This is a genomic window from Pandoraea sp. XJJ-1, from assembly GCF_026802345.1.
Lineage (GTDB): Bacteria > Pseudomonadota > Gammaproteobacteria > Burkholderiales > Burkholderiaceae > Pandoraea > Pandoraea cepalis.
In genome coordinates, this window is the sequence record NZ_CP113827.1 from 1,735,854 (window position 1) to 1,760,469 (window position 24,616).

At 65.0% G+C, this 24,616-nt stretch carries 22 protein-coding genes; 17 read left to right on the forward strand and 5 right to left on the reverse strand.

What is annotated here, in order from left to right:
• Positions 1-208 precede the first annotated feature (208 nt).
• The 6 genes from OYT13_RS07885 to OYT13_RS07910 all read left to right on the forward strand — a co-directional run bounded on the left by OYT13_RS07885 (position 209) and on the right by OYT13_RS07910 (position 6,438).
• Positions 209-1,360 (forward strand): ABC transporter substrate-binding protein, encoded by a 1,152-nt coding sequence (locus OYT13_RS07885; RefSeq protein WP_017234877.1) that lies wholly within the window; start codon positions 209-211, stop codon positions 1,358-1,360.
• Positions 1,361-1,490: 130 nt separating this feature from the next.
• Entirely contained in the window at positions 1,491-2,372 is an 882-nt protein-coding gene (locus tag OYT13_RS07890; RefSeq protein ID WP_017234878.1) for a branched-chain amino acid ABC transporter permease, read from the forward strand.
• A gap of 13 nt (positions 2,373-2,385) precedes the next feature.
• Positions 2,386-3,261 carry a branched-chain amino acid ABC transporter permease gene (locus OYT13_RS07895; RefSeq protein ID WP_017234879.1) on the forward strand — a complete coding sequence of 292 codons (876 nt, stop codon included), beginning with the start codon at positions 2,386-2,388 and terminating at the stop codon, positions 3,259-3,261.
• 18 nt (positions 3,262-3,279) lie between these two features.
• Complete coding sequence (locus OYT13_RS07900) at positions 3,280-4,083, forward strand: ABC transporter ATP-binding protein (protein WP_017234880.1); 804 nt, start codon at positions 3,280-3,282, stop codon at positions 4,081-4,083.
• Positions 4,080-4,793, forward strand: a complete 714-nt coding sequence (locus OYT13_RS07905; protein ID WP_017234881.1) for an ABC transporter ATP-binding protein — start codon at positions 4,080-4,082, stop codon at positions 4,791-4,793. The genes OYT13_RS07900 and OYT13_RS07905 overlap by 4 nt, the downstream gene beginning before the upstream one ends.
• Positions 4,794-4,998: 205 nt before the next feature.
• Positions 4,999-6,438, forward strand: coding sequence for a sensor domain-containing diguanylate cyclase (locus OYT13_RS07910; protein WP_017234882.1), 1,440 nt, complete (start codon positions 4,999-5,001; stop codon positions 6,436-6,438).
• Between the two features lie 46 nt (positions 6,439-6,484).
• Here the strand turns inward: OYT13_RS07910 and OYT13_RS07915 are convergent, their stop codons facing one another.
• Genes OYT13_RS07915 through OYT13_RS07925 form a run of 3 tightly spaced genes read right to left on the reverse strand, consistent with a single transcriptional unit; the run spans position 6,485 to position 8,933 of the window.
• The gene (locus OYT13_RS07915; RefSeq protein WP_150563095.1) at positions 6,485-6,973 is read right to left on the reverse strand and encodes a dihydrofolate reductase; all 489 of its coding nucleotides are present in this window, start codon (positions 6,971-6,973) and stop codon (positions 6,485-6,487) included.
• On the reverse strand, positions 6,970-7,764 hold the full coding sequence (locus OYT13_RS07920) for a thymidylate synthase (protein WP_017234884.1): 795 nt from the start codon (positions 7,762-7,764) through the stop codon (positions 6,970-6,972). The genes OYT13_RS07915 and OYT13_RS07920 overlap by 4 nt, the downstream gene beginning before the upstream one ends.
• Positions 7,765-7,823: 59 nt before the next feature.
• Positions 7,824-8,933 carry an ABC transporter ATP-binding protein gene (locus tag OYT13_RS07925; protein ID WP_261938810.1) on the reverse strand — a complete coding sequence of 370 codons (1,110 nt, stop codon included), beginning with the start codon at positions 8,931-8,933 and terminating at the stop codon, positions 7,824-7,826.
• A gap of 300 nt (positions 8,934-9,233) precedes the next feature.
• Here OYT13_RS07925 and OYT13_RS07930 point away from each other — a divergent pair, with 300 nt between their 5' ends.
• The 10 genes from OYT13_RS07930 to OYT13_RS07975 all read left to right on the forward strand — a co-directional run bounded on the left by OYT13_RS07930 (position 9,234) and on the right by OYT13_RS07975 (position 21,041).
• Positions 9,234-10,955 carry an ABC transporter permease gene (locus OYT13_RS07930; RefSeq protein ID WP_261938809.1) on the forward strand — a complete coding sequence of 574 codons (1,722 nt, stop codon included), beginning with the start codon at positions 9,234-9,236 and terminating at the stop codon, positions 10,953-10,955.
• Positions 10,956-11,020: 65 nt separating this feature from the next.
• Positions 11,021-11,176 carry a hypothetical protein gene (locus tag OYT13_RS07935; RefSeq protein WP_157211514.1) on the forward strand — a complete coding sequence of 52 codons (156 nt, stop codon included), beginning with the start codon at positions 11,021-11,023 and terminating at the stop codon, positions 11,174-11,176.
• A gap of 367 nt (positions 11,177-11,543) precedes the next feature.
• Positions 11,544-12,455, forward strand: coding sequence for a LysR substrate-binding domain-containing protein (locus tag OYT13_RS07940; protein WP_017234888.1), 912 nt, complete (start codon positions 11,544-11,546; stop codon positions 12,453-12,455).
• Between the two features lie 180 nt (positions 12,456-12,635).
• The gene (locus OYT13_RS07945; RefSeq protein WP_017234889.1) at positions 12,636-13,712 is read left to right on the forward strand and encodes an ABC transporter substrate-binding protein; all 1,077 of its coding nucleotides are present in this window, start codon (positions 12,636-12,638) and stop codon (positions 13,710-13,712) included.
• A gap of 129 nt (positions 13,713-13,841) precedes the next feature.
• Positions 13,842-15,860: an aconitase family protein gene (locus OYT13_RS07950; RefSeq protein WP_268567565.1), complete on the forward strand. Its 2,019-nt coding sequence runs from the start codon at positions 13,842-13,844 to the stop codon at positions 15,858-15,860.
• 12 nt (positions 15,861-15,872) lie between these two features.
• On the forward strand, positions 15,873-17,156 hold the full coding sequence (locus OYT13_RS07955; RefSeq protein WP_150563089.1) for a CaiB/BaiF CoA transferase family protein: 1,284 nt from the start codon (positions 15,873-15,875) through the stop codon (positions 17,154-17,156).
• Between the two features lie 102 nt (positions 17,157-17,258).
• Positions 17,259-18,341: a CaiB/BaiF CoA transferase family protein gene (locus OYT13_RS07960; RefSeq protein ID WP_017234891.1), complete on the forward strand. Its 1,083-nt coding sequence runs from the start codon at positions 17,259-17,261 to the stop codon at positions 18,339-18,341.
• A gap of 196 nt (positions 18,342-18,537) precedes the next feature.
• Positions 18,538-19,251 (forward strand): hypothetical protein, encoded by a 714-nt coding sequence (locus OYT13_RS07965; RefSeq protein ID WP_268567566.1) that lies wholly within the window; start codon positions 18,538-18,540, stop codon positions 19,249-19,251.
• A 79-nt stretch (positions 19,252-19,330) separates the two neighbouring features.
• Complete coding sequence (gene dinB, locus OYT13_RS07970; RefSeq protein WP_017234893.1) at positions 19,331-20,461, forward strand: DNA polymerase IV; 1,131 nt, start codon at positions 19,331-19,333, stop codon at positions 20,459-20,461.
• Between the two features lie 70 nt (positions 20,462-20,531).
• The gene (locus OYT13_RS07975) at positions 20,532-21,041 is read left to right on the forward strand and encodes an MgtC/SapB family protein (protein ID WP_268567567.1); all 510 of its coding nucleotides are present in this window, start codon (positions 20,532-20,534) and stop codon (positions 21,039-21,041) included.
• Between the two features lie 251 nt (positions 21,042-21,292).
• Here the strand turns inward: OYT13_RS07975 and OYT13_RS07980 are convergent, their stop codons facing one another.
• Complete coding sequence (locus tag OYT13_RS07980) at positions 21,293-21,748, reverse strand: hypothetical protein (protein ID WP_261938805.1); 456 nt, start codon at positions 21,746-21,748, stop codon at positions 21,293-21,295.
• A 97-nt stretch (positions 21,749-21,845) separates the two neighbouring features.
• Here OYT13_RS07980 and OYT13_RS07985 point away from each other — a divergent pair, with 97 nt between their 5' ends.
• Positions 21,846-23,342 carry a cryptochrome/photolyase family protein gene (locus OYT13_RS07985; protein WP_017234896.1) on the forward strand — a complete coding sequence of 499 codons (1,497 nt, stop codon included), beginning with the start codon at positions 21,846-21,848 and terminating at the stop codon, positions 23,340-23,342.
• Between the two features lie 290 nt (positions 23,343-23,632).
• Here OYT13_RS07985 and OYT13_RS07990 read toward each other — a convergent pair whose 3' ends face one another.
• The gene (locus OYT13_RS07990) at positions 23,633-24,571 is read right to left on the reverse strand and encodes an urea transporter (RefSeq protein WP_268567568.1); all 939 of its coding nucleotides are present in this window, start codon (positions 24,569-24,571) and stop codon (positions 23,633-23,635) included.
• Between the last annotated feature and the right edge of the window lie 45 nt (positions 24,572-24,616).

Below are 24,616 nucleotides of genomic sequence, written 5' to 3' on the forward strand. Positions count from 1 at the left end.
CGCCGTTGCGGCGCCATAAACGCGTTGCATTTGTGCGCCGCAACGGGGCAAAACCCCATTTGCCGTGTCCGGTAAAGGTAGTTTGCGTTATGCTTAGGGGTTTTCTTAAGCCGTGGCTTAAGAACAGACGCGGTGGTTAGGGTAATGGGCGCGCTCATAAGGCGCGCCTTCTCATAACTAGAGACCAGGAATCGGAGGAAGAAGACTCATGAAAAGCACCATGACCAAGTTGCTGAGCGCGCTTGTCGCTACTGGGATGGTGGCTGCGGCCCACGCAGCCGATCTGAAGATCGGCGTGGCCGAGGCACTGTCGGGCGGTGCGGCGCAATATGGCGCCGCCATCAAGAACGGTTTCCAGCTCGCGGCGGACGAAATCAACGCCGCCGGCGGCATCAACGGCAACAAGCTCGTACTGCAGGTCGAAGACGAGCAGGGCAAGAAAGAAGAGGCGATCAACGTCTTCAAGAAGCTGATCTTCCAGGACAAGGTGCTGATGGTTTTCGGCCCGACGTTGTCGAACTCGGCGCAGGCGGCCGATCCGATCGCGCAAGCGGCCAAGACCGTGGCGTTCGGCACGTCGAATACGGCTGACGGCATTACGTCCATCGGCGACTACATCTTCCGCAACTCCGTGACGGAAGCCGACGTGCTGCCCGAGACCATCAAGGTCGCGACCAAGCACACGGGCATCAAGAAAGTCGCGGTGCTGTATGGCAACGACGACGTGTTCACCAAGAGCGGCTACGACAACTTCAAGAAGGCGCTGGCCGATCTGAAGATCCCGGTCACGACGACCGAGACGTTTGCCAAGGGTGACGTGGACTTCAAGGCACAGCTCACGAAGATCAAGGCGAGCAACCCGGACGCCATCGTGCTGTCGGCACTGATCGCCGAAGGCGCGCCGATCATGGTGCAGGCCCGTCAGTTGGGCATCAACGTGCCGTTCATCGGCGGTAACGGCATGAACTCGGTCAAGGTGTTCGATCTGGCCAAGGGCAGCTCGGATGGCCTGTGGGTGGGAAGCCCGTGGTCGATCGAGAACAGCACGCCGGCCAACACGAAGTTCATCAGCGCCTACAAGGCGAAGTACAACGTGGCCCCGGACCAGTTCGCGGCGCAAGCCTATGACGCGATGTATATCGCGGCGGGCGCAATCAAGAGCGTGAAGATCTCGGGCAACCTGGATGCCGACCGCAAGGCGCTGCGCGACGCGCTGCCGAAGGTCACACACGACGGCGCTACGGGCAAGTTTGCGTTCCGTCAGGCCATGGGCAAGAACGGCAAGCCGGCCGGCTACGATGCACAACAGGCGCCTATCGTCAGCGTGACGAAGGGTACCAAGTACGTCATCGAGAAGTAAGCAGCCCGGCAGTACTTGAAGAAGTCCGCATGGGCGTAGAGCTGAAAGGCGCTACGCCCATCGGCGTTTCTGGCGCACGCCGTACCCCCGTGCGGCGCGTGTCCCCGTCCCTCAGGCTGGAATAGACACCATGCTGGAACAGCAACTCGTCAACGCACTCTCCCTAGGGTGCGTGTACGCCTTGTTCGCGCTCGGGTTCACCCTCGTGTTCGGCATCCTCGGCGTTATCAATCTCTCGCACGGCGCGGTCTTCATGGTCGGCGCCTATGCGGCGCTGCAAGCCGTCGTGCGTCTTCATCTGCCGCTGTGGGCGGCTATCGTCACGGCGGTCGTGGTGGCTGGCCTGGTCGGCCTGCTCATCGACGTGCTGGTGCTCAAACCGCTGCGCAAACGCGGTGCGCCTCACCTGATTCCGATGATTGCCACCATTGGCGTGGGCATTCTGCTCAACAACGGTGTGCAAGGTATTTTCGGCGCGGAGAACCTGCGATTCCCGTACGAACTCGTGCCGCAGGACACCCTGACGGTGGCCGGCGTGCACATGACGGTACTGGAACTCGCGATCATCTTCATCTCGTTTGCGCTCATGGCCGTGCTCATTGCCACGATCAAGAAGACGCAACTCGGGCGCGCGCTGCGCGCCATTGCCGAGTCGCCGAAGGCAGCCTACCTGCTCGGGATCAACGTCGAGGGCCTGTTCCTGGCCACGTCGTTTGCCGCGGCGGGGCTGGGCGGCATGGCGGGGGTGCTGATCGGGCTTTACTCCAACGCCGTCTTCCCACTGATGGGGCAGCCGATGCTGCACAAGGGGATCGCGGTCATCATTCTCGGCGGCATGGGCGACATTCGCGGCGCGATGATCGGCGGCCTCTTCCTCGGCTTCGCGGAAGTGTTGTCGGTCGCGTATATCGGCTCGAACATGCGCGACGCCGTGGCATTCGGCCTGTTGTTCCTGATCCTGCTGGTGCGTCCGCAGGGATTGTTCGGCAAAGTGCTCGAACGCAAAGCGTAATCACGGGGGCGCAATGGACTGGTTTAACAATTTCTGGGCGGTTTATAGCAATCTGGTGCTGACATTCGGCACCAATGCGCTGCTGGCCCTGTCGATTTACCTCACGCTCTCGTGCGGCATGCTGGCCATGGCCAATGCCGCGTTCATGGGCATCGGTGCGTACACGGCGGCGTTGCTCACGATGAACTACGACACGCCGTTTGCGGTGTCGTTGGCAGGTGGCATGGCAGCGCCGGCGCTCATCGCGTTCATCATCGGCAAGCCGACGCTGCGTCTGTCGGGCGTGTATCTCGCGATGGCGACGCTGGGCTTCGGCGAAGTTGTGCGTGTGCTGACGCTCAACGCCGAGGGTCTGACCGGCGGTGCGCTGGGCCTGAACGGCATTCCTCAACTCACGCAGTGGTGGCACGTGGCGGGGGCCGTGGTGATCTCGCTCGCCGTGTTGTGGCGCCTGCGCCGCTCCAAAGTGGGCCGTGCCTTCGAAGCCATCAAGGAAGACGAGACGGCGGCGGGCCTCATGGGCATCAACGTCACGGGCTACAAGATGCTGGCGTTCGTGCTGGGGGCGGTGCTCGCCGGGCTGGCCGGGGCACTCAATGCGCATCTGACGTTCTTCATCGGACCGAACGAATTCGGCTTCGACCGTGGCGTGGAGATTCTCACCATGGCGATTCTTGGTGGTATCAACGGGCTCGTGGGGCCGGTGCTCGGCAGCACGATTCTTACGCTGCTGCCCGAATTGCTGCGCGCGTTCGACGCCTTCCGTCTGGTGGTCAACGGCCTGATTCTGGTGCTGATCGTGCTGTTCCTGCCCAAGGGCATTTGGGATCCGGTGCGTTTTCGCCGTTGGTTCCGTGCCGGCAAGACGCGCTCGGCCTCTTCCACGTAAGCGGACGAGGGATACGACATGCTCAAGCTTTCCAATATTTCCAAACGATTCGGTGGCCTGCACGTTCTCCAGGACGTGAACATCGAGGTGCCGCAAGGCACGATCTTCGGCCTGATCGGCCCGAACGGGGCGGGTAAGACGACCGTCTTCAATCTGATCACCGGACTGTTGCAGCCCACGGGCGGCAGCATTACGTTCGACGGCGAGAGTCTCGTGGGGCAGAAGCCGCACAAGATTACGCAGCGCGGCATTGCCCGCACGTTCCAGAACATTCGTGTGTTCAAGGAGATGACGCTGATCGAGAACGTGGTGGTCGGCATGCACCGGCATCTCTCGTATGGCCCGGCGGGCCTGCTGTTCTCGCTGCCAGGGTATCGAGAGATGGAGAAGCGCTCGCGCGAACGCGCGCATGAGTTGCTCTCTTGGGTCAAGCTCGATCACAAGGCGCATGACATCGCCGACAACCTGTCTTATGGCGATCAGCGCAAGCTCGAACTGGCCCGGGCCCTGGCGACCGAGCCCAAGCTGTTGCTGCTCGACGAGCCGGTGGCCGGCATGAACACGGGCGAGAAGGTCGATCTCATGAGCGAGATCGAGAACATCAAGGCGCGCGGTTACACGATCTTCATGATCGAGCACGACATGCGTTTTGTGATGGGCTTGTGCGAGCGCATCGCCGTGCTGAACTTCGGACGCATCATCGCCGAAGGCAGTCCGGACGAGATCAAGCACAACCCGCAGGTCATCGAGGCCTATCTCGGCCGCGATGACGATGACGACGATGCGGCTGCCCTCGCGGCCGGCGCGGAGGACAAGGCATGAGCGCGCTGCTCGAAGTGAAGGGCCTGAAGGTGGCCTATGGGCATATCGAGGCCGTGAAGGGCGTCGATTTTTCGTTGCGCGAGCATGAGATCACCTCGCTCGTTGGCGCCAATGGCGCGGGTAAGTCCACGACGCTGCTCGCCTTGTCGGGGCTCATCAAGAAGCAGGCGGGCACGATTCTCTTCGAAGGCGAGGATGTCGGCGGTCTGGCACCGAACAAGATCGTGCAGCGCGGGCTGGTGCAGGTGGCCGAGGGGCGTGCCACGCTCACGACGATGTCCGTGCGCGAGAACCTGGAGCTTGGCGCTTACACGCGTCGCGACAAGCAGAACGTGAAGGCGGATCTGGACAAGGTGCTGGGGCGTTTCCCACGGCTTGCCGAGCGTATCGAGCAGATGGCCGGTAACTTGTCGGGGGGCGAACAGCAGATGTTGGCGATTGGTCGTGCGTTGATGGCGCGGCCGCGTCTGTTGCTGCTCGATGAACCGTCGATGGGTCTCGCGCCGATCATCGTGCAGGGCATCTTCAGCACCCTCAAGGAAATCAACGCTGAGGGGCTGACCATCTTCCTGGTCGAGCAGAACGTGCGCCAGGCGCTGAAGATTGCGCAACACGGCTACGTGCTCGAGACCGGCAAGGTGGTGCTCGAAGACACGGGGCGCAATCTGCTGGGCAATCCCCGTGTGCTCGAAGCGTATCTGGGCGGTTGAGGTTCGGCCGTGGAGCGGGGGGGGGGCGTGGGTGCCGCCCCGATCCGGCTGGAGTGCGGTGTAAGACGGACGGTTGAGCACACCCGTTGGCAGACATGCGGAATTGGTGCATGCTGCGGCTAACCGGTCGTGGGCGGGGGAGATGTGTGCTCAACGCCATGAGTCGTTGGGCCGGCATCGGACACCGAAAATCAAAGGGTATCGTATGGACGCCTTTCTGATGGAGCGTGCAACGCCTGGTCAGCGGGCTTTTGCAGGCTGTCTGGCGATTGTCATTCTCGCTGCCCTGATACTGGCGGCGCCGCAGGCGAGCGCTGCACTCCCGGCGGTTGCGGCTTTCCTGCCCATGTGCGGCCTGACGGTCTTCACGACGGCGACGATCGCGTCGTTCCTGTTGGCGGCACAGTTTCGGGTGAGTCGGCTGCCGGTGTTCGGGCTGCTGTCCGGTGCTTATGCCTTTACGGCATTGACCGTCGCGATGCAACTGCTGACGTTCCCCGGCCTTTTCGCGCCGCACGGGCTGCTCGGGGCGCTCCCGACGACATCCGGCTGGATCTGGGTCATCTGGCATGCGGGGTTCCCCACCCTCGTGCTCATCGCCATGATGGAGCGACGCCGCTTCACCCCGCAGTCCGTGACGCAGTTGCCGCCTGCCGATCGTGCGATGTGGCTGTTCATTGGTCTGCCAATTGGCGTGGGGGTGCTGCTTTGCCTGACGGTGTTGGCCGTGCCGCTGCCGCCCGCGTTGTCACCGGCGAGCGTGCCGGGTGAATTGTCCGTCGGCGGGACCGGCATCGTACTGCTCTTATTGAACCTCGTGGCGCTGAGCGCGGTGCTGGCGATCGGTCGTCTGCGCACGGTGCTCGACGTGTGGGTGGCGCTTGCCATTCTTGCGTGTGTGACGGATACGGTGCTTAGTCTGATAAGCACCGTACGATTCACGCTGGGGTGGTACCTGGCGCGGCTGTTCAGCATGTCGGCGCCGGGGTTGCTTGTCTGCGTGCTGGTGTGGGAAATCACGCGGCTATACCGCGAGCTGTCGCGCGCGCATCTGCGTCTGATCGAATACTCCAACCGCGATGCGCTCACCGGCATCTTCAACCGCCGCTACTTCAACGATCGGTTCCCGAGCGACTTCGATCAGGTCCGCCGCTCGGGCCATCCGTTATCGTTGCTGATGGTCGACGTCGATCACTTCAAGCGCTACAACGACGCCTATGGGCATCCGCTTGGCGACGAATGCCTGGCACATGTGGCGCTCGCCATCATGCGCGCGACGCATCGACCGACGGATCTCGTGGCGCGATACGGCGGCGAGGAATTCGTGGTCGTCCTGCCGGAGACCGACGCGAACGGCGCCTGGTTCGTCGCGTCGCGCGTGACGGAATGCGTTCGGGCGCTGGCGAAACCGGGGCCTGGCGGACAGGGTTACGTGACGGTCAGCGTCGGCTGCGCAACGCATGTGCCGCAGCAGGGCGTCGCGAGCGATACGCCGGAGGGGCTGATCGCATTGGCGGACGACGCGTTATACGCTGCCAAGCGCCTTGGTCGTGACCGTGTACATGTCTCGGAGGGCGCGCCGATAAATGGCGGCGAGCGACCCGGCGCGCTCGCGCAGGCGCCGCGCGAAAACCTGAGCGCGTGAGTCGGAGGCAAAGTTCAAGGACGACGTCCGCACGCGCCCCATCACATCAAATCCGTTCGTAAGTCACAAACGCGTAGTCGAAGTCATTGGGCGCGGGCGAGTGATGGGTCTCGCGTGTGGCTTCGCGCCATTGGGCGGCAGGCAGATCCGGGAAATGCGCGTCGCCTTCGAACGCCTTGGCGATCTCCGTGACGATCACCTTGTCCGCGCTTGCCAGCGCCTCCGCGTACAACTGCGCCCCGCCAATCAGGCAGATTTCCTCGACACCCACGCACAGCCGCATCGCGTCGACGAGCGACCCGGCCACGTCGCAGCCATCGATCTTCAAATCGGGATTGCGTGACACCACAATATTGCGCCGACCCGGCAACGGACGACCGATCGAATCGAACGTCTTGCGTCCCATCACGATTGGCTTGCCCAGCGTCGCGCGCTTGAAATGAGCAAGATCTTCCGGCAGACGCCACGGCAATTGATTGTCCCGCCCGATCACGCCATTCTCGGCGCGTGCGACCACCAGCGTCAGTATCGTCATACGGCCACCGGCGCCTTGATATGCGGATGCGCTTCGTATCCCGTGATATGGAAGTCTTCGAAACGGTAATCGAAGATCGAATCGGGCTTGCGCGAGATCTCGAGCGTCGGCAGCGCCAACGGCTCGCGCGCAAGCTGCGTGCGAACCTGCTCGAGATGGTTGTTGTACAGATGGCAGTCGCCGCCCGTCCAGACGAAATCCCCCACCTCGAGCCCGGTCTGCTGCGCCATCATGTGCGTGAGCATCGCGTAGCTCGCGATGTTGAACGGCACACCCAGGAAAATATCCGCGCTGCGCTGGTAGAGCTGGCACGATAACTTGCCGTCGGCCACATAGAACTGGAAGAACGCATGACACGGCGGCAGCGCCATGCGCGGAATCTCTCCGACATTCCAGGCGGACACGATCAGACGGCGCGAGTCGGGCGTCGTGCGGATTTGCTCGACGAGCTGTGTGATCTGGTCGATATGGCCGCCATCGGGCGTCGGCCACGAGCGCCACTGTGCGCCGTAGACAGGGCCGAGCTCACCCTCGGCATCGGCCCATTCGTTCCAGATGGACACGCCGTTTTCCTGCAGATAGCGCACGTTGGTGCTGCCCTGCAGGAACCACAGGAGTTCGTGCACGATGGACTTGATGTGCACTTTCTTGGTGGTGACGAGCGGGAAACCTTCCTGCAGGTCGAAGCGCATCTGGTAGCCGAACACCGAGCGCGTGCCCGTGCCGGTTCGGTCGGTCTTGTCTGTGCCATGTTCAAGTACATGGCGCATGAAGTCTAGGTACTGTTTCATAGGCCCATCCGTTTTGCCGGATTTTACCAGCCTCCGGGGAACGCCGTGCTGCGCGAGGGTCAGACGTCGGCGACACTCGCCGCGAAAACCACCGGATGCTCGACCGTCAGGCGTACGCCCACGCGCTCGCCCGCCTCGTGGGCCAGTTCACTATCCACGCGAGCGATCACTTCGCGACCCGACGCCAGACGAAGCGTGTAAAGCTGATCGGCCCCGCGAAACGCACGCCGTACCAGCGTCGCTTCGAATGGGCTCGCCGGGTCGTGGGCAATGTCATCTGCGCGCAGCAAAACGTCGACGCTCACGGGATACGTGTCCCTGGCGGCGCTGCGCAGCAGCTTGTCGGCCAGCATGGGCGAGACGGCCAGTTCCCCAAGTTCGAGCGAGATGCCGCCACCGTTGGCATTGCCCCGGAAGGTGCCGGGTATCAACGCGCCGCGTCCGATGAAATCCGCCACCACGCGATTGGCGGGCATGCGCCACAACTCGTGCGCGGGCGACCACTGAGCGATGGCCCCCGCATGCATGACCCCGATGCGATCGGCCATTGCGAACGCTTCATGCTGGTCGTGGGTGACAAGGATCGCCGTCGCGCCGCTCGCCTGGATGATCTCCCGCACCTCGACCGCCAGACGCTCGCGCAAATCGAGATCGAGGTTCGAGAACGGTTCGTCGAGCAACAGCAGTGCCGGGGCGGGGGCCAGGGCGCGCGCGAGCGCTACGCGTTGCTGCTGTCCGCCAGAGAGTTCGTGAGGGTACTTCTTCAACGCCCCCGCCAGCCCCACGCGCTCGGCGAGCCCCTCCACCCGCGCCTGACGCTCGCCCCGCGCCATGCGCCCGATGCCGAAGCCGATGTTGCGCGCAACGTCCAGATGGGGGAACAGCGCGTAGTCCTGGAACACAACACCGACGTGGCGACGCTCCGGCGGCTCGCTGAACTGCGCGTTGGCGACTTCGTGACCATCGAGCACGATGCGCCCGCCCGCCAACGGCTCGAACCCGCACACGGCGCGCAGCACCGTCGTCTTGCCGCAGCCGGACGGGCCGAGCAGACAGCCGATCTCGCCACGCGCCAGCGACAGCGACAAGTCGCATACCGCGGTGTGGACGTGGCCGGCAGTCTCGTAATTTACACAGAGATGGTCGAGCAGCAGGTAGGGCAGGGGCATCGGCGTGGATAAGTGTGAGTCGACGCAAGCACGTCAACGAAGCGTAGTCATGGAAACGAGCCGACGCGAATCGACACGAATGCCCGCAAGGTGGCATTTTCGCGGGAGGCCGGGCACTTTCTGCGGCCGTGCGCGTCAGAGTCGCAATCGCGAATGCGTATAATTTACAACGCTTTAGACCGGCAAGTGCCTACCGGTTCCCCGAAGTCACGCGACGGGCAACGGCTGTGCGCCGTCGCCCGGGGGTTTTCCCGCCGCTCGCTCGTCCGCCCCATTTCCGCTACCCGTTACCATTTGCCGATGTCATCGACGCCCCCGTCCCGCGCCGCCGCCGATTCTGCCGTCATCGATCCCGTTTTGGCCGAGCGTTCGCCTCCCGTCGCCCGCCGCAGGCGCGCTGGCCGTCTTTCCGGCGCCTGGGCGTGGCGGCTGGTCGCATCGGTTCCCGCACTGGTTGTGCTCGTGCCGATGTTCGGCATCGTGGCGGCGCTTGGCGCGGGCGACGCGGATACGCATGCCGTGCTGGCGCATATGCTCGATACGGTGCTGCCCGAGTACCTGCTCAACTCGCTTCGTATCTCGGTGGCCGTGAGCGCCGGCGTGCTGGTGATGGGCGTGGCCAGCGCATGGCTGGTCGTGCACTGCGCCTTTCCCGGGCGCCGTGTGCTGGAGTGGGCACTGATTCTGCCGCTGGCGATGCCCGCTTACGTTACCGCTTACGCCTATACCGATTTCCTGCAGTTCGCCGGGCCGGTGCAGAGCGCGTTGCGCACGCTGCTCGCGGTCGAACGTCTCGCCGGCTTCCCTGAAGTTCGCAGCTGGTACGGCGCTGCCTGGGTCTTCGCGGGCGCCTTCTATCCCTATGTCTATCTGCTGGCGCGAGCGGCCTTTCTGGAACACAGCCAACGGTACCTCGAAGCCGCACGCACGTTGGGGTGTACGCCTGCGCAGGGGTTTTGGCGCGTGGCGTTACCGCTGGCGCGACCGGCCTTGGTCGCGGGGCTGGCGCTGGTGCTGATGGAGACACTCGCCGATTACGGCGCGGTGGCCTACTTCGGCGTGCCGACGCTCACGACCGGCATCTATCGCGCGTGGTTGTCGATGGGCGATCGGGTGGCGGCCGCGCAACTCTCCGCCTGTCTGCTGTTCGCCGTCCTCGTCCTGCTGATCGCGGAAGCGCGCAGCCGGACGCGCCTTCGGTTCTATGGGGCGCCGGGGCGGGCGCCGTCGACGTCGCGGCGTGCGCGCTTGTCAGGGGCGCGCGCCGCCCTGGCAACCCTCGCGTGCGCACTGCCGCTCATCATCGGCTTCGTGCTGCCCGTGCTCATCATGCTGCGGCTGGCGGTCGCCGAGCTCGATCAGGTGCCTTGGCATCGGTACGGCGAGTGGGTCTTCAATACGGTGCGCCTCGCGGCGCTGGCGGCGCTCGTTGCCAGCGTCTTCGCCGTGGTGCTCGGGTACGCACAGCGACTGGCCCCGGGACGCGTTACGCGTATCGCCATCCGGCTCGTGGGCGTGGGTTACGCCATCCCGGGCGCGGTCATCGCGCTGGGCATTCTCACGCCGGTGCTCCGACTCGACACGTGGCTGGGGCATGTGTTCGGCGCCGACGGACTGGTGCTTGCAGGCACTAGCGGCGTGTTGATCTATGCCTATCTCGTGCGATTCCTGCCGGCGGCGCTGCAGAGCGTGGACGCCGGCTTCGCCCGCATCCCGCCAAATCTTGATGCCAGCGCCCGCAGCCTCGGCGTGGGCGGCTGGGCGATGCTACGCCGGGTGCATCTGCCGCTGCTGCGCGGCAGCGTGTTGACGGCCGCGCTGCTGGTGTTCGTCGACGTGATGAAGGAGCTCCCCGCCACGCTCGCGCTGCGGCCGTTCAACATGGACACGCTGGCGGTCGTTGCCAGTCATCTGGCCGCCGACGAACGCCTCGCCGAGGCGGCCGTGCCGGCATTGACGCTTGTGCTGGTGGGCCTGTTGCCGGTGCTGGTGCTGGCGCGCGCCATCGCGAAGCGCGCCTGAATGGATGGGGTGGCGGCATCGAGGCCGCGCGCGACTTGTGGCGGGAACCCCGATCGAATTCCCGTTTGAAACGTTTCCTGGTTGCCGCGCCGATAGCGCCGCACTATAGTCAAAGCAGGCCCGGCAACGATGCCGGGATGATCGAGCGTCAACAAAATGATTGCGATCGTCATTTGCAAATGTTGGCTGTTCATGGCCTTGGCGTCGGTACCGCCACCTGAGGCACCGCTGAACACGGCAGACGGCGGCTGGAGCGCCGTGCTGCTGGCGGGAGCGATGCGCTAGCGGGTGTCCCGGGAGGGACCGGCACCGACACTTCGAGACGGATGCGCGACGTCCGATGGGAACGTGTATTCCCGGGGCTTGACGTCGGGTTCGCCGCCTCCCGCGCTTGACGAGTCGCTTCCCCCTGAGTCGACTCGCCGCTTCCCCGAATGTCGTAGTCGTTTGCCGTCGTTCAGCAGGGGGCCTGTCGCACGTTGGCGCTTCGCGGGTGCTTTGCTGTGTCGTCGGGGGCGGTCGACAGTGGCGTTTTCGCCACATGCGCCGCAAAATCGCTGTCAATGCAGTGCCTTTGGGAGACCAGGCATGACGCTATGGCGGATCGATCTAGTCTCGTTGCGACTGTTCGTCGCCGTTTGCGAAGAAAGCAGCATTGCACGGGCGGCCGAGCGCGAATTCATCGCGCCCTCTGCCGTCAGCAAACGGATCAACGACCTGGAGTCCCTGGTCGGTTCGGCTTTGCTCCAACGTCATAAGTGGGGTGTGCGGGCGACCCCGGCAGGCGAGGCCCTCCTGCACCACGCGCGCAATGTGTTGCGCAGCCTCGAGAAGATGCAGGGCGATCTGTCCGAGTACACCAGCGGTGTGCGCGGCCATATTCGCATCTTCGCCAACGTTTCCTCGATCGTCGAAACCCTTCCCGATGAGCTCGGCGCGTTCCTGCGTCGCCACGACGGCGTGAAGGTCGACCTGGAAGATCACACCAGCGCACAGGTCGTGCGCGGGGTGGCGGACGGGGCCACCGACATCGGCATTTGCTGGGACGCCGTGGATACCCGCGATGTCGAGGTCTTCCCCTATCGCAACGACCAGATCGTGACCGTACTGCACCGCGACCACGCGCTGGCCGGCCGCGAACAGGTCGCCTTCGTCGACACGCTCGATTTCGACCACATCGGCGTGCATCCGGACAGCGCCATGTACACCGTGCTGCGGCGCGTGGCGGCCGAGCAGGGCAAGACGGTCAAATTCCGCATCCATGTGTCGACGTTCGAGGCGGTGTGCCGCATGGTGCGCGCCAACCTCGGGCTGGCCGTGGTGCCGCGCGAGGCCGTCGGCAGTTACTCGCAAGCGACTGACGGGGAGGCGCTGCGCATCGTGCCGCTGACCGATCCGTGGGCGCTGCGCCGGCTGATCGTGTGCGTGCGACGCTACGACGCCTTGCCCGTCGCCTCGCGCATGCTCGTCGATCACCTGTGCGCTCGCAACATTGCGTAAAGCATAGGAACGCCAAAGGTTCGCCCCAGGGCGGCAAGCGTCGCGAACGGCGATGTCTGGCATGCCGAAACACAACTTGTCGGCGCTTCGGGGGCAGCGGATGCTCTCAGAGCCGATAGCGATTCCGGCCGACGAGCCGGAGCGCGCCGATTTCCCGCATAGGGCGGGAGGAGACACGCGATGACATATACCGAAGCGCGCCGCGTGCGCGTTGCCGTAGGACGTTGGGCTCTCGTCTTCTCGCTGGTGGCGTCAGGCCTCGCAGCATTGGGGCTGAGCACTGGGGCCTGCGCCGCGCCCGCACAGGCGCTCGAAAAGCCGAAGCTCACGATCGCCGTGGGCGGCAAGCCCGGCCTGTACTATCTGCCGTTGACCATCGCTGAACAACTCGGGTACTTCAAGGACGAAGGGCTCGACGTCACCATCGACGACTTCGCCGGCGGCTCCAAAGCCTTGCAGGCGGTCGTCGGCGGTAGCGCCGACGTGGGCGCCGGGGCTTTCGAGCATACCTTGCTCATGCAGACCAAGGGATTGACCTATCAAGCGTTCGTGGTGCTCGGCGCGGCCCCCCAACTGGTGCTCGGCGTGGTCAAGGCCAAGGCCGCGGAGGTGAAATCGGTCAAGGACCTGAAGGGAATGCGCATCGGCGTGAGCGCGCCGGGGTCGAGCACGCATATGCTGGTCAACGTGGCGCTCGCGAAAGCCGGGCTCAAACCGAGCGACGTGTCCATCGTGGGCGTCGGCAGCAATGCGACGGTCGTCGCCGCCGCACGTGGCGGGCAGGTCGACGCCGTCTCCAACGTCGATCCGATGATGACGCTGCTGCAGTCGTCGGGCGACATCAAGGTACTCGTCGACACGCGTACGCAGGCGGGCACCCGCGCCATGTTTGGCGGGCCGATGCCGGCGGCCGTGATGTACGCGCCGCAGAGCTTCATCGAGAAGAATCCGCGCACCGTGCAGGCCGTCGCGAACGCCATCGTGCGGGCAGACAAATGGCTTCAGCACGCCACCGCTGCAGAATTGATCAAGACCGTGCCGGAGTCCTATCTGCTGGGCAACAAGGCACTTTACCTGGAAGCGTTCGCCAACTGCCGCGAGGCGTTCTCGCCAGACGGCATGATGCCCGCCGGCGGTCCGGCCACGGCGCTCAAGGCGCTCGCGTCGTTCACGCCCGAGGTCAAGCCGTCGCAGATCCGGCTCGGCGATACGTGGACCAACGTTTTTGCGACACAGGCCAATCGACAGTATCCCTGAGGGTGTCCAGACGAACGCGCGCCTGGATGTCGTGACCTCACGTTTCGTCCCGCGGCCGCCCGCGGACTCGGTACGGAACGTGCGATCAAAACGGGTGAACCCCTTGGGGAACATTCGAGGAGCGATCTCATGCAAGCCACTGTGCAACTCCACGGACGTGTGCTGTGGTTGAGCGACCGGGCCGATGTCATGGCCCGGCAACTGGCGGGCGAATCGTTGACGCGCACCGAAGCCGGGCCGTTGCGCGACCAGATTTCCACCGACGAGATGACGCCCGCATGGGCGTGTCTGGCGTTCGATGAGACGCTCGGCGACTACGTCTATGTCGGATTGCGATGCAGTGCGGACGCAACGAATCCGGCCGGCGTGTTTCCCGTTAGGCAGAAGGCGGTGCGCGAAGGCGGCTTCGCGTTGTCGGTCGCCGGAATGCGCCGTGGCAAGGGGTCGTCGCGCGAGGCGAGTCCGTTCGCCGAATGGTGCGCGGGCATCCGGATCGTAATCGCCGAGAGTTTCGAGCGCATTTATGCGCAGAACTGCCAGAACCTCGGGCTGTTGATGTCGACCGACTTGGCGCTCGCGGAGCGGCTGCAAGCGGGGGAGACGGTCGCCATCGACGCCTTTCTCGAAGACTGCGATCCATTGGGCGAGGAGATCGTGCGCAGCGGGGGATTGTTCGGTTACACGCGGCGCCGGCTGGCGGGAGACGTCGTGGCGCCGCGGCCCGCCCATGCGCCGGGACCGATGACCTACGGCGAGAAGATCATTGCCAGGGCGCTCGGCGTGCCTCGTGTGCGCGCAGGCGACGCCGTGTTCGTCCCCGCCGACTGGCGTTTTTCCCACGAATACGTGACGCCGATGGCCGTGAGCTTCCTGCGTCACGCCTTCGGCGACGCGGTGCCGGCGCTGCACGACCCGGCGTCGATGCTGTGCTTTGAGGATCACCTGACCCATCTCGATACGGTGTCCGTCGGCAGTGGCGGGCCGCCGCCGCTGGTGGATGCGGCGCTGCGTCTGGGTTCGGCCCAGCGCGAGTTCTGCGCGCAGCACGATCTGCGTCTGCATGGACGCGCGGCGGGCGGTGGCTCGGAAGGCATCTGCCATGCCTTGATGCTCGAGCGCTACGCGCTGCCGGGGCAGGTCATCGTTGGCACCGATTCGCATACGCCGCATTGCGGCGCGGTCGGTGCGTTTGCGTTCGGCGTGGGCGCCACGGAGATGGCGAACGCCTGGTTGACGGGCGACGCGCGACTGGCGGTGCCGGGCACCTGTCTCGTGCATCTGCGCTCGCGCTTGCCGGCGGGCGTGGGGGCGAAGGATCTCGCGCTGCACCTGCTGCATCTCCCGTACATCCGCGACGGCCGTGCCATCGGTCAGATCATCGAATTTTCCGGCGAGGCGGTGGCCCACCTGTCGACCGACGAGCGGGCGACGCTGACCAACATGGTGGCGGAAATCGGTGGACTGACCGGGCTCATCGTGCCCGATGCCGAGACCGTGAGATACCTGCGTGAACGGCGCGGCGTCGACGCGGCGTTGGCGCCGTGGATGACAAGCGATGCGCAGGCCGCTTACGCCCACGTCATCGAGATCGATTGCGCCCGACTCGGCGCGATGGTGGCGAGTCCCGGTGATCCGGGCAACGGCGTGGCGCTCACCCAGTTGTCGGCGGAGGTGCCGATCGATATCGCGTACGGGGGATCGTGTACGGGCAGCAAGCGCGAGGACCTGCGCGCATGCCACGAAGTGCTCGCATGGGGCCTGTCGCAAGGGCACAAGGTCGCCGATGGCGTGCGCTTCTACCTGCAGTACGGTAGCGAAGATGTCCGTGCGTGGTGCGAGGCGCAGGGCTACGCGGACGTGTTCGCGGCGGCCGGCGTCAAGGTGCTCGCGCCGGGGTGCGGGGCGTGTGTGAACGCTGGGCCGGGCGTATCGCGTGCGCCCGACGAGGTGGTCATCAGCGCGCAGAACCGAAATTTCCCGGGCCGTTCGGGACCCGGGCAGATGTGGCTGGGCAGCCCGGCCACCGTGGCCGCGAGTGCCTTGGCGGGGTACATCGTCGGCTTCGATCAATTACGACGCAACGGCTTCGCGGCGCCTGCCGCGCGCCTGCCGGATCGGCGGCGTGGCGACGCGTTGCGCGCGAGCTGAGGAGAATAGCCGATGCCGGACGTGTCCGCCGCAACGCCAATGCCGTTGAAAGGCATTCGGGTTGTGGAGTTTTCCCATATGGTCATGGGCCCCACCTGCGGCATGGTGCTCGGCGATCTCGGTGCCGACGTCATCAAGGTGGAACCGGTCGGCGGCGACCCCACGCGGTGCCTGCTGGGCACGGGCGCGGGCTTCTTCCGCGCGTTCAATCGCAACAAGCGCAGTCTTGCCGTGGATGTCACACGGCCGGAGGGGCGTGAGCTGATTCTGCGCCTGGTGAGCACGGCGGACGTGCTGACCGAGAACTTCAAGCCCGGGCGCATGCGCCAGTTCGGCCTGGATTATGCAACGCTATCACGCTTGAATCCGGCGCTTGTCTACGTCTCGCTCAAGGGGTTCCTGCCCGGTCCGTACGCCGCACGCACCGCGCTCGACGAAGTCGTGCAAATGATGGCGGGGCTCGCGTATATGACGGGACCGCCCGGTCAGCCGCTGCGTGCGGGGGCCTCGGTCAACGACATCATGGGTGGCGTGTTCGGCGCGCTCGCCGCGCTGGCCGCGCTATACGAGCGCAAGAGCACCGGGCGCGGACAGGAGGTGCAGGGGGCGCTGTTCGAGAACTGCGTGCTGCTGGCGGCGCAACACATGCAGCAGTTCGCGGTGACGGGCGTGGCGCCCGACCCGATGCCCGCCCGCTTGTCGGCCTGGGGGATTTACGATGTGTTTACGGCGCGCGACGGCGTGCAAATCTTCCTCGCGGTGGTGAGCGACACCCAGTGGCGCATCTTCTGCGACGTGTTCGGCCGGCAGGATCTGGCCGACGACGCGCGACTCGCGACGAACAACGATCGGGTGCTTGCCCGTGACTGGCTGCTGCCTTTGCTGCGCGAGATGATGTTGGGGTTCGATGCGAGTTATCTCGCGGCCGCGTTTGAGCGGCACGGTCTGCCGTTCGCGCCGATCGTCACACCCCAGGCGCTGTTCGACGACCCGCATTTGCGCGCGAGCGGCGGACTGGGCGATCTGGTGACCGAGCAAGGCGAGCACACGCAGGTGCCGCTGCTGCCGATCGCGATGGCGGGGCAGCGCTTGCCCGCGCGCCGGCCGTTGCCCGCGGCGGGCGAGCATACGTATGAAATCTTGCGGGATCTGGGGTATCTCGACGGCCAGATCGCGCGGCTGCTGACGGACGCGGTGGTGGCCGGTCCGCTGGGCGATGGTTCGGCGGGCGAGACACCGAGGCGCGGTGACGCCACCGGTCCCGTTTTACGGGAAGACGGCACGGATCGAGGCTGATTTCGGAAGTGTCTGAGTAAAGAAGGCGTGTCGTCCGCTTGCCCGCGGACAGTGCGGCGCGGTACGGTGTGGACATCCACCCTCATCCCTTGCTCGCTCGCCATGACCGAATCGCTCGATTTGCCTGAAAGCCCCGAAGCCCGTGAATCGTCTGTCGTCGCCGACGCACCGCTGGCCGGCGTCACGGTGCTGGATCTCACGCGCTTGCTGCCCGGTCCGCTCGCGGGACTGCGCCTCGCGGAACTGGGGGCGCATGTCGTCAAGATCGAAGACACCGGGGCCGGCGACTACGCCCGCGAGATGATGCTCAACGATGGCGAGGCGCCGCCAAGTGCATTCTGGCGTTTGCTCAATCGCGGCAAATCGGTCGAGCGACTCGATCTCAAACGCGATAGCGACCGCGCGGCGTTCCTCGACTGGGTCGTTCGCGCCGACGTGTTGCTGGAGGGATTTCGCCCAGGGGTGATGGCGCGGCTCGGTTTCGATTACGAGACGCTGGCGCGCCTCAGGCCGTCGTTGGTGATGGCATCGATCACCGGGTACGGACAGCATGGGCCGATGGCGCAGGCCGCCGGACACGACATCAATTACATCGGCTACGCGGGCGTGCTCGACCAACTGGGTGATTCAAACGACGCGCCGATCGTGCCGAATTTCCAGATTGGCGACCTGTACGGCGGCGGGCAGGCGGCGGTACAAGCCGTGCTGGCGGCGCTGGTCGCGGCGCAGCGCACCGGCCGCGGCCGGTGGCTGGACGTCTCGATGACCCACGAGGTGTTCCGCGCGAATCTCATTCCGGCCGTCGCTCTGCATCGGCAAGGGCATGCGCCGCGGGCGGGCGCGGACTTGCTCAACGGCGGCGTGCCTTGTTATCAGGTCTATCGCACGCGGGATGGACGTTACATGGCCGTGGGCGCGCTCGAACTCAAATTCTGGCAAACGTTGTGTGACGTGCTGGGGCGCAGCGAATGGAAAGCGCGGCATTGGTCGCTCGGACAGGCGATTGGCGGCGACGACGCACGTGCGCTTCAGGCTGAACTGGCGGCGGTATTCGCTAGCGCGTCGCAGGCCGACTGGACGTTGCGTTTTGCCGATGCCGACTGCTGCGTGACGCCAGTGCTTCGCCTGGAGGAGGCCGTGACGCACGCGCTCTTCGCGCAGGCGCGCGAGGCGTTGACACCCTGACGCCCTGACGCCGGGCGAGAGTGCGTTACCGAATGTCACAACTTTTCAGGAGATAACGACACGAAGTGTGGCCTTTGTTCGCGTAGAGTCATCGCTTGCCCACCCTGATACCGCCATGACACGACGGCTCGCCTTGCGCCAAGCACGAAACGGGATAGCCCATGCCGCGGGAGGGCGACTGACGGCGGTGGCTGTCATGGTTGCGGCAGTGATGGCGGCGATGTGTACGGGATGCGTCTCCTACCAAGACGCGCCCACCGATCATGGCAAAGTGCGCTCGACGGCAATGACGACCGCCGATCTCGCACAGACGGACATCAATCGCATGGCGACGCTGGGCATGCGGGCCAACCTCGAGGGCTTGTACCGGCTGGCCGACAAGCTCTACAAGCGCAACCCGCGCGAATGGCGCAAGGGCGGGGCAGCGACACAGACGCAGGCGATGACGCAATTGCGCGCGGCCATCGAAGGGCGACGAAGCCTGCCGGCGCTGCGGAATTTGCGCGACGTGAAGGCATTATCCCTCTCGCTCGACCCGGCCTTCAGTGGCGATCGCGTGGCCGCGTTCGTCTACAGTCTTTCTGACACGATTGTCGCGGCGCATGGCGGGACGACGGTCTTCTATCTGAGCGATGGCCTCGACGCACAGCGAATCTACAATGCGGCGCGCAACGTCGAGATCGCGGCGTGGCTGCTGTCGAGTCGTCACGACATGACAGGCAAGCCGCTGCTGCTGGCGAACGAACTCACCGACGTGCGCAACGTGAGCTTCGAACGGGAGTTTGGCAAGATCATCGGTCGGCTCGATCTGCTCGCCGAGATGCTCGACGAGAAGTATCGGCGCGCCGGCATCGGGTACGTCCAGAATGTGCTCGGCGCACAGTTCCTCCAGTTCCTGCCTGTGCGATGAGGCGCTGACGCAATGTCACGCGTCGGGCGCAAATGTGGTGTGAATGCTGTATATTTGCACAGTGTTTTCATTGCGAGCCATGTCCTCCTCTACGCGCAAGATCATTCACTGCGACGCCGATTGCTTCTACGCCTCTGTCGAGATGCGCGATGACCCGTCGTTGCGGGGAATTCCGCTGGCCGTCGGGGGCCAGCCCGATCAGCGAGGTGTGGTCGCAACGTGCAACTACGAGGCGCGCGCCTTCGGGGTGCGCTCGGCCATGCCCTCGGCACAGGCGCTCAAGCTCTGTCCCGAGTTGCGCATCATTGCGCCGACGATGCGCCGGTATCAGGAGGCATCGCAGCGCATCATGGCGATTTACCGCGATTACACGGATCTCGTCGAACCGCTTTCACTCGACGAGGCGTATCTCGATGTCACGCACAGCGATCGTTGCGACGGCTCGGCCACATTGATCGCCCGCGAGATTCGCGCACGGGTCGCCGAGGAGGTCGGGCTCACCGTCTCGGCCGGCGTCGCCCCCAACAAGTTCATCGCCAAGATTGCCAGCGACTGGCGCAAGCCCGACGGCATGTTCGTCGTGAGACCGGCAGAAATCGACGCCTTCGTGGCCGCGCTCCCCGTCGAGCGCCTGTTCGGCGTGGGGAAGGTCACGGCGGAGAAGCTCCGGGCGCTGGGAGTGCAGTCCTGCGGCGATCTGCGCAGCCATTCGATGGCCGATCTTGCCGAGCGTTTCGGCGTGTTCGGTCAGCGATTGTATGAGCGCTGCCGCGGCATCGACACGCGCGACGTCAGCCCGGACCGGGAACGCAAGTCGATCAGTGTCGAGACCACCTACACGCGCGATCTGCGCACGCTGGCTGACTGCGAGGCGGCGCTTGAGCCGCTGCTTCGTCAGTTATCCGAGCGGATCGAGCGGGCGCGCCGCAGCGAGCCGCTGGCGATCGCCAAGGTGTTCGTCAAGATTCGTTTCGCCGACTTTTCACGGACGACGGCAGAAGCCGGCGCGCTGAGTGTCGATGCCGCGCAATGTCGTGAATTGCTGGCCGACGCCGTCGGCCGGAAACGCCGACCGGTGCGCCTGATGGGCGTGGGGGTGCGACTGCTCGAAGCCCAGGCCGCGCGCCAGTTGCGCTTGTTCGACGACGAGGTCGACCCGACCCGACTCACTCTGCCCGGGACGGGCGATAATGCATCGCCACAGGCATAGATCGCTCGGAGCAGCCGGGCGAGCGAGACGCGAGAAACGAGCGGAAAGCGCAAAACGAGCGAGGTGAGGGATGGCGGAGATCATCGAAGTCACATTGCGGCTGATGGCAGCGCTGGTGCTGGGCGGACTCGTCGGGCTCAATCGAAATCTCCATCACAAATCTGTCGGCTTGCGCACACTGGCGATCGTGTCGTTCGGCTCGGCGTTGTTCGTGCTGGCGGTCGTGCCGTTTCCCGGGTCGGCGCTGGTCTATGACACGTCGTCGGTCAGCCGGGTGGTGCAGGGCATTGTGGCCGGGATCGGTTTTCTGGGCGCGGGCTGTATCGTTCGGCCGAACCGTAGCGCGTCGGTGCACGGATTCACCACGGCGGCGGCGCTCTGGAGTACCACGGGGATCGGCATTATCTGCGGCTTGGGCCGTTGGCATATCGCGCTGGCCGCGATGGTCCTGCTGCTCGTCGTATTGGCGATCGGCGGGCGTATCGAAGACATCGCGCATCGATGGCTGGGACACGACGAGCTGCCGGGGCTGCCGTCCGGCACGGACACGCCGGCGTCGCGCGAGCCCGACGACAAGTAAGTGCCATCCGGCGCAACGGGGACGCGGCACGTCGACGTCGCTCCCCGGTGGACGTCACCGGAAGATCTTGCGGATACCAAAGAAAATGCCCGCCGAGGCGGGCAAATGACGTTGTCGCAGTACCCCCAAAAGGACGTAAGAGGGCGATTGCATTTTGGTCAGCGGCCGGTCGTTCGCCAATCGGGGCTTGCCCGATTAGGGAAAGCACGCGCATGAGACTTTGTCGGTTCGACGTGAGACCGGCGAGACGCTCACCGCAGCGCGCGCAACTCCCTGGCACGTGCGCGCGCCACCCGCAGGCCGTCGGCTTGAAGCGCGAGTGTGGCGGCATCGGCTTGCTGCGAGGCGTCGGTTGCTGAGGTGTACGTCACAACCGCGGCCTGTCGCTCACGTCTGAAACGCCCGGTGATCGGGGCGCACTCGGCGGCGGCTTCGTCTGCCAGCCGGATCGGGTCCGGCACGAGATCGACATAGCGGGCAACGTGGCCGTACAGGCATGTGCGGTACTGGTCGGCAGCGGTGTCGGCGGCCGCCAGATGATGCTCGCGCAACTGGGCGGCATCGGGCGCGCCAGAACGTGCCGAAGTCAATGCGCCGCGCGGCGCTGTCGAGGTGGCGCAGCCGGTCATGAGCAACGCGGCAGCGAGGCAGAACACGGCCGGCACCACCCCGCGCATGTGAGCCAAAATCGGAAGCTTCTGAGTCATAAGGTAATCGAGGCCGATGGCATAAAGTCCGCGATATCGCTATGGTACGGGATTGGGCGGAACCTACAATGGCGCGCACGTGTGGCGCCAATCTGACATGAGCGATTTCCATAAGGGGTTGGTTTGGATCCGGCGCGACTTGCGCTGCACGGACAACGCAACGCTCGCGCACGCGCTTGCCACGTGCCAAGCGGTGTATGTCGTGTTTGTGTTCGACACAACGATTCTCGACGTCTTGCCGCGCGACGATCGTCGTGTCGCATTCATCCACGACAGCGTGAGCGAATTGGCCACCACGCTGACGCATGCCGGCGGGGCATTGATTGTGCGCCACGGGGATCCGGTGGCGGAGATTCCGTCGCTGGCGAAGTCGCTCGGCGTACAGGCCGTGTTTGCCGGGCGCGATTACGAGCCCGCCGCCGTGGCACGCGATCGCTCGGTGGCTCGCTCGCTCGACGAACGCGGCATTGCCTTCGAGGTCGTCAAGGATCAGGTGATTTTCGAGGCGAGTGAGATTCTCACGGCGCAGGGCGAGCCGTACAGCGTGTTCACCCCGTATCAGCGCGCTTGGTTGAAGCAGGTGAGACCGGTGGATTTGGCGCCGCACGGCCGCGACGCCGATCGGCGGCGATTGGCTGTGCCACCGACGGGCAGCGGTGCACTCCCGTCACTGGCGTCGTTGGGTTTCGAGGTGTCCGACGCGCGCCGTATGGCCATCCCTGCCGGGGAGTCTGGCGCCCGTCAATTGCTGGACGATTTTCTGCCGCGCATGGCGCATTACCATGAGCGACGCGACTACCCTGCCATACGCGGGCCGAGCTATCTGTCGGTACATCTGCGTTTCGGCACGATTTCGATACGCACGCTCGCCCGCGAGGCGCACGCCGCCATGTTGCGAGGGGGGGACGACGGTCGCGGCGCGCAAACATGGCTCAGCGAGCTTATCTGGCGCGAGTTCTATTTCATGATCCTGCACCATCATCCGCGCGTCGTGGCACAGGCCTTCAAACCTGCCTACGATGCCATCGAATGGGCTGCCGGCCAAGCGGCCGATGCCGATTTTCAGGCCTGGTGCGAGGGACGCACGGGGTATCCGCTCGTCGATGCCGCCATGCGCCAGATCAACCAGACTGGCTATATGCACAACCGCCTGCGCATGGTGACGGCGAGCTTCCTGGTCAAGGATCTCGGTATCGATTGGCGGCGCGGGGAAGCCTACTTTGCGCACGCGCTCAACGACTTCGACCTCGCGGCGAACAACGGCGGCTGGCAGTGGGCGGCGTCGACCGGATGCGACGCGCAACCGTATTTCCGCATCTTCAATCCGGTGACGCAGTCTGAGAAGTTCGATCCGCAAGGGCGCTTCATTCGGAAGTACGTGCCGGAGCTGGCCAATCTGCCCGACAAGGCGCTGCATGCTCCCTGGCGGGCCGACGCGCAGACGCTGCTCGATGCCCACGTGGCGCTGGGACGCGACTATCCGCCGCCGCGGGTGGCGCACGACGTGGCGCGCAAGGAAACGCTGGCACGATATGCGGTCGTGAAGACGCCGGCGGTTTCCGGCAAGCGCGATGACGGCTTGGATGCGGACTGAGCAACGATCGGTGTATACCCCCGTCAACTTTTCACGCGTCTCACCGTTGATAGAGGTAAGGCACGCGAGAGGGCCGGGCTTCGGTGGTGCATCAGGAACGTCGGGGGGCGTTTGCGGGTGTCGGGGGAGAAGCCACACAATAAATAACGACCGCACGGCTCGGGAACGAGCAAGGGCAAGCCAAAACCACACGGGACAGCGAGCGGATGCTTCGCCGCGCAGACGGCAGTCTCGCAATACGGGGTGAACGATGAGCGAGTGCCCGGAACGTTAGCGTTTCGGGCATTTTTTTATGCGGAGATCGGTGGCCTTGGCCGGGCCGTCGCGCGAAGCATGGTCCATACCGCCAGATTGAACGGCAACGTAAAGTACGGCCAGCCGAACGGACCGAACACGGTGCCGAGCGCAACGCAAATGATGCAGGCCAGAAAGGCGCCCGCGAAGCGTACGGTTGGGCGATGTCCGAACATTCCTAGGCCGAGTGCAGCGAGAAACGCGTTGATGCCAATGCCCCCTGCCTGCGTGGCCATTGGCGGCCAAAGTGTCGCCAGTGCGGCGAGGCCCAACCAGACAGTGACGCCCGCCGCGAGCGCCCACAGCGTGGCGCGGGGGTTCCAGAGGGCCAGGACGTACCAGGTCAGCAGGCCCAGCACCAGTGGGGCGACGAAAACGACCTGACCGACCGAGCAGAAGACGAAACCCGGCGTGCCGGTGTCGCAGGCGAGTGCCCTGGCCTGCGGCAACCAATGCAGCCACCGCTGCATCGCCCAGGTGAGTGCCATCACACCCACGAATGGGCCGGTGAGGGCAGGTAGTGCATAACGCGAGAGGGTCGCGGTTGCGATCACGGTCAGGCAGACACAGACCGCCAGCCATGCGACGAACGTGGCGTCGGGTTGCCATAACGCGCCGAATGCAATACCGGTGAGGGTCGCGTTGTATCCCAATCGCCCGTTACGAAGCAGTGCGTGTGGCAGTCGCAGCGCGACCGCGAGGCACGACGCGGCGATACTCGCCGCCAGTCCTGTGATCGCAGCCGAGAGGTTGGCGAGGGCGAGTAGGACGAACAGCAACAATCCGACCCTTGCCGAAGGGACAAAATAAATCTGCGCAAAATTCGCCGCCATGCCGGGCAACGCATCGATCCACCCTCGGCGCTTGGCAGCGGCACGCGGCAGGGCCAAGGTCGCGGGCGAAGCAGGGGGCGGCGAAAGGTGAGGGATTGACATGGGCAATCGTGGAGAATCGCGCGAATCGGGGGGGGCTCGCGGCAT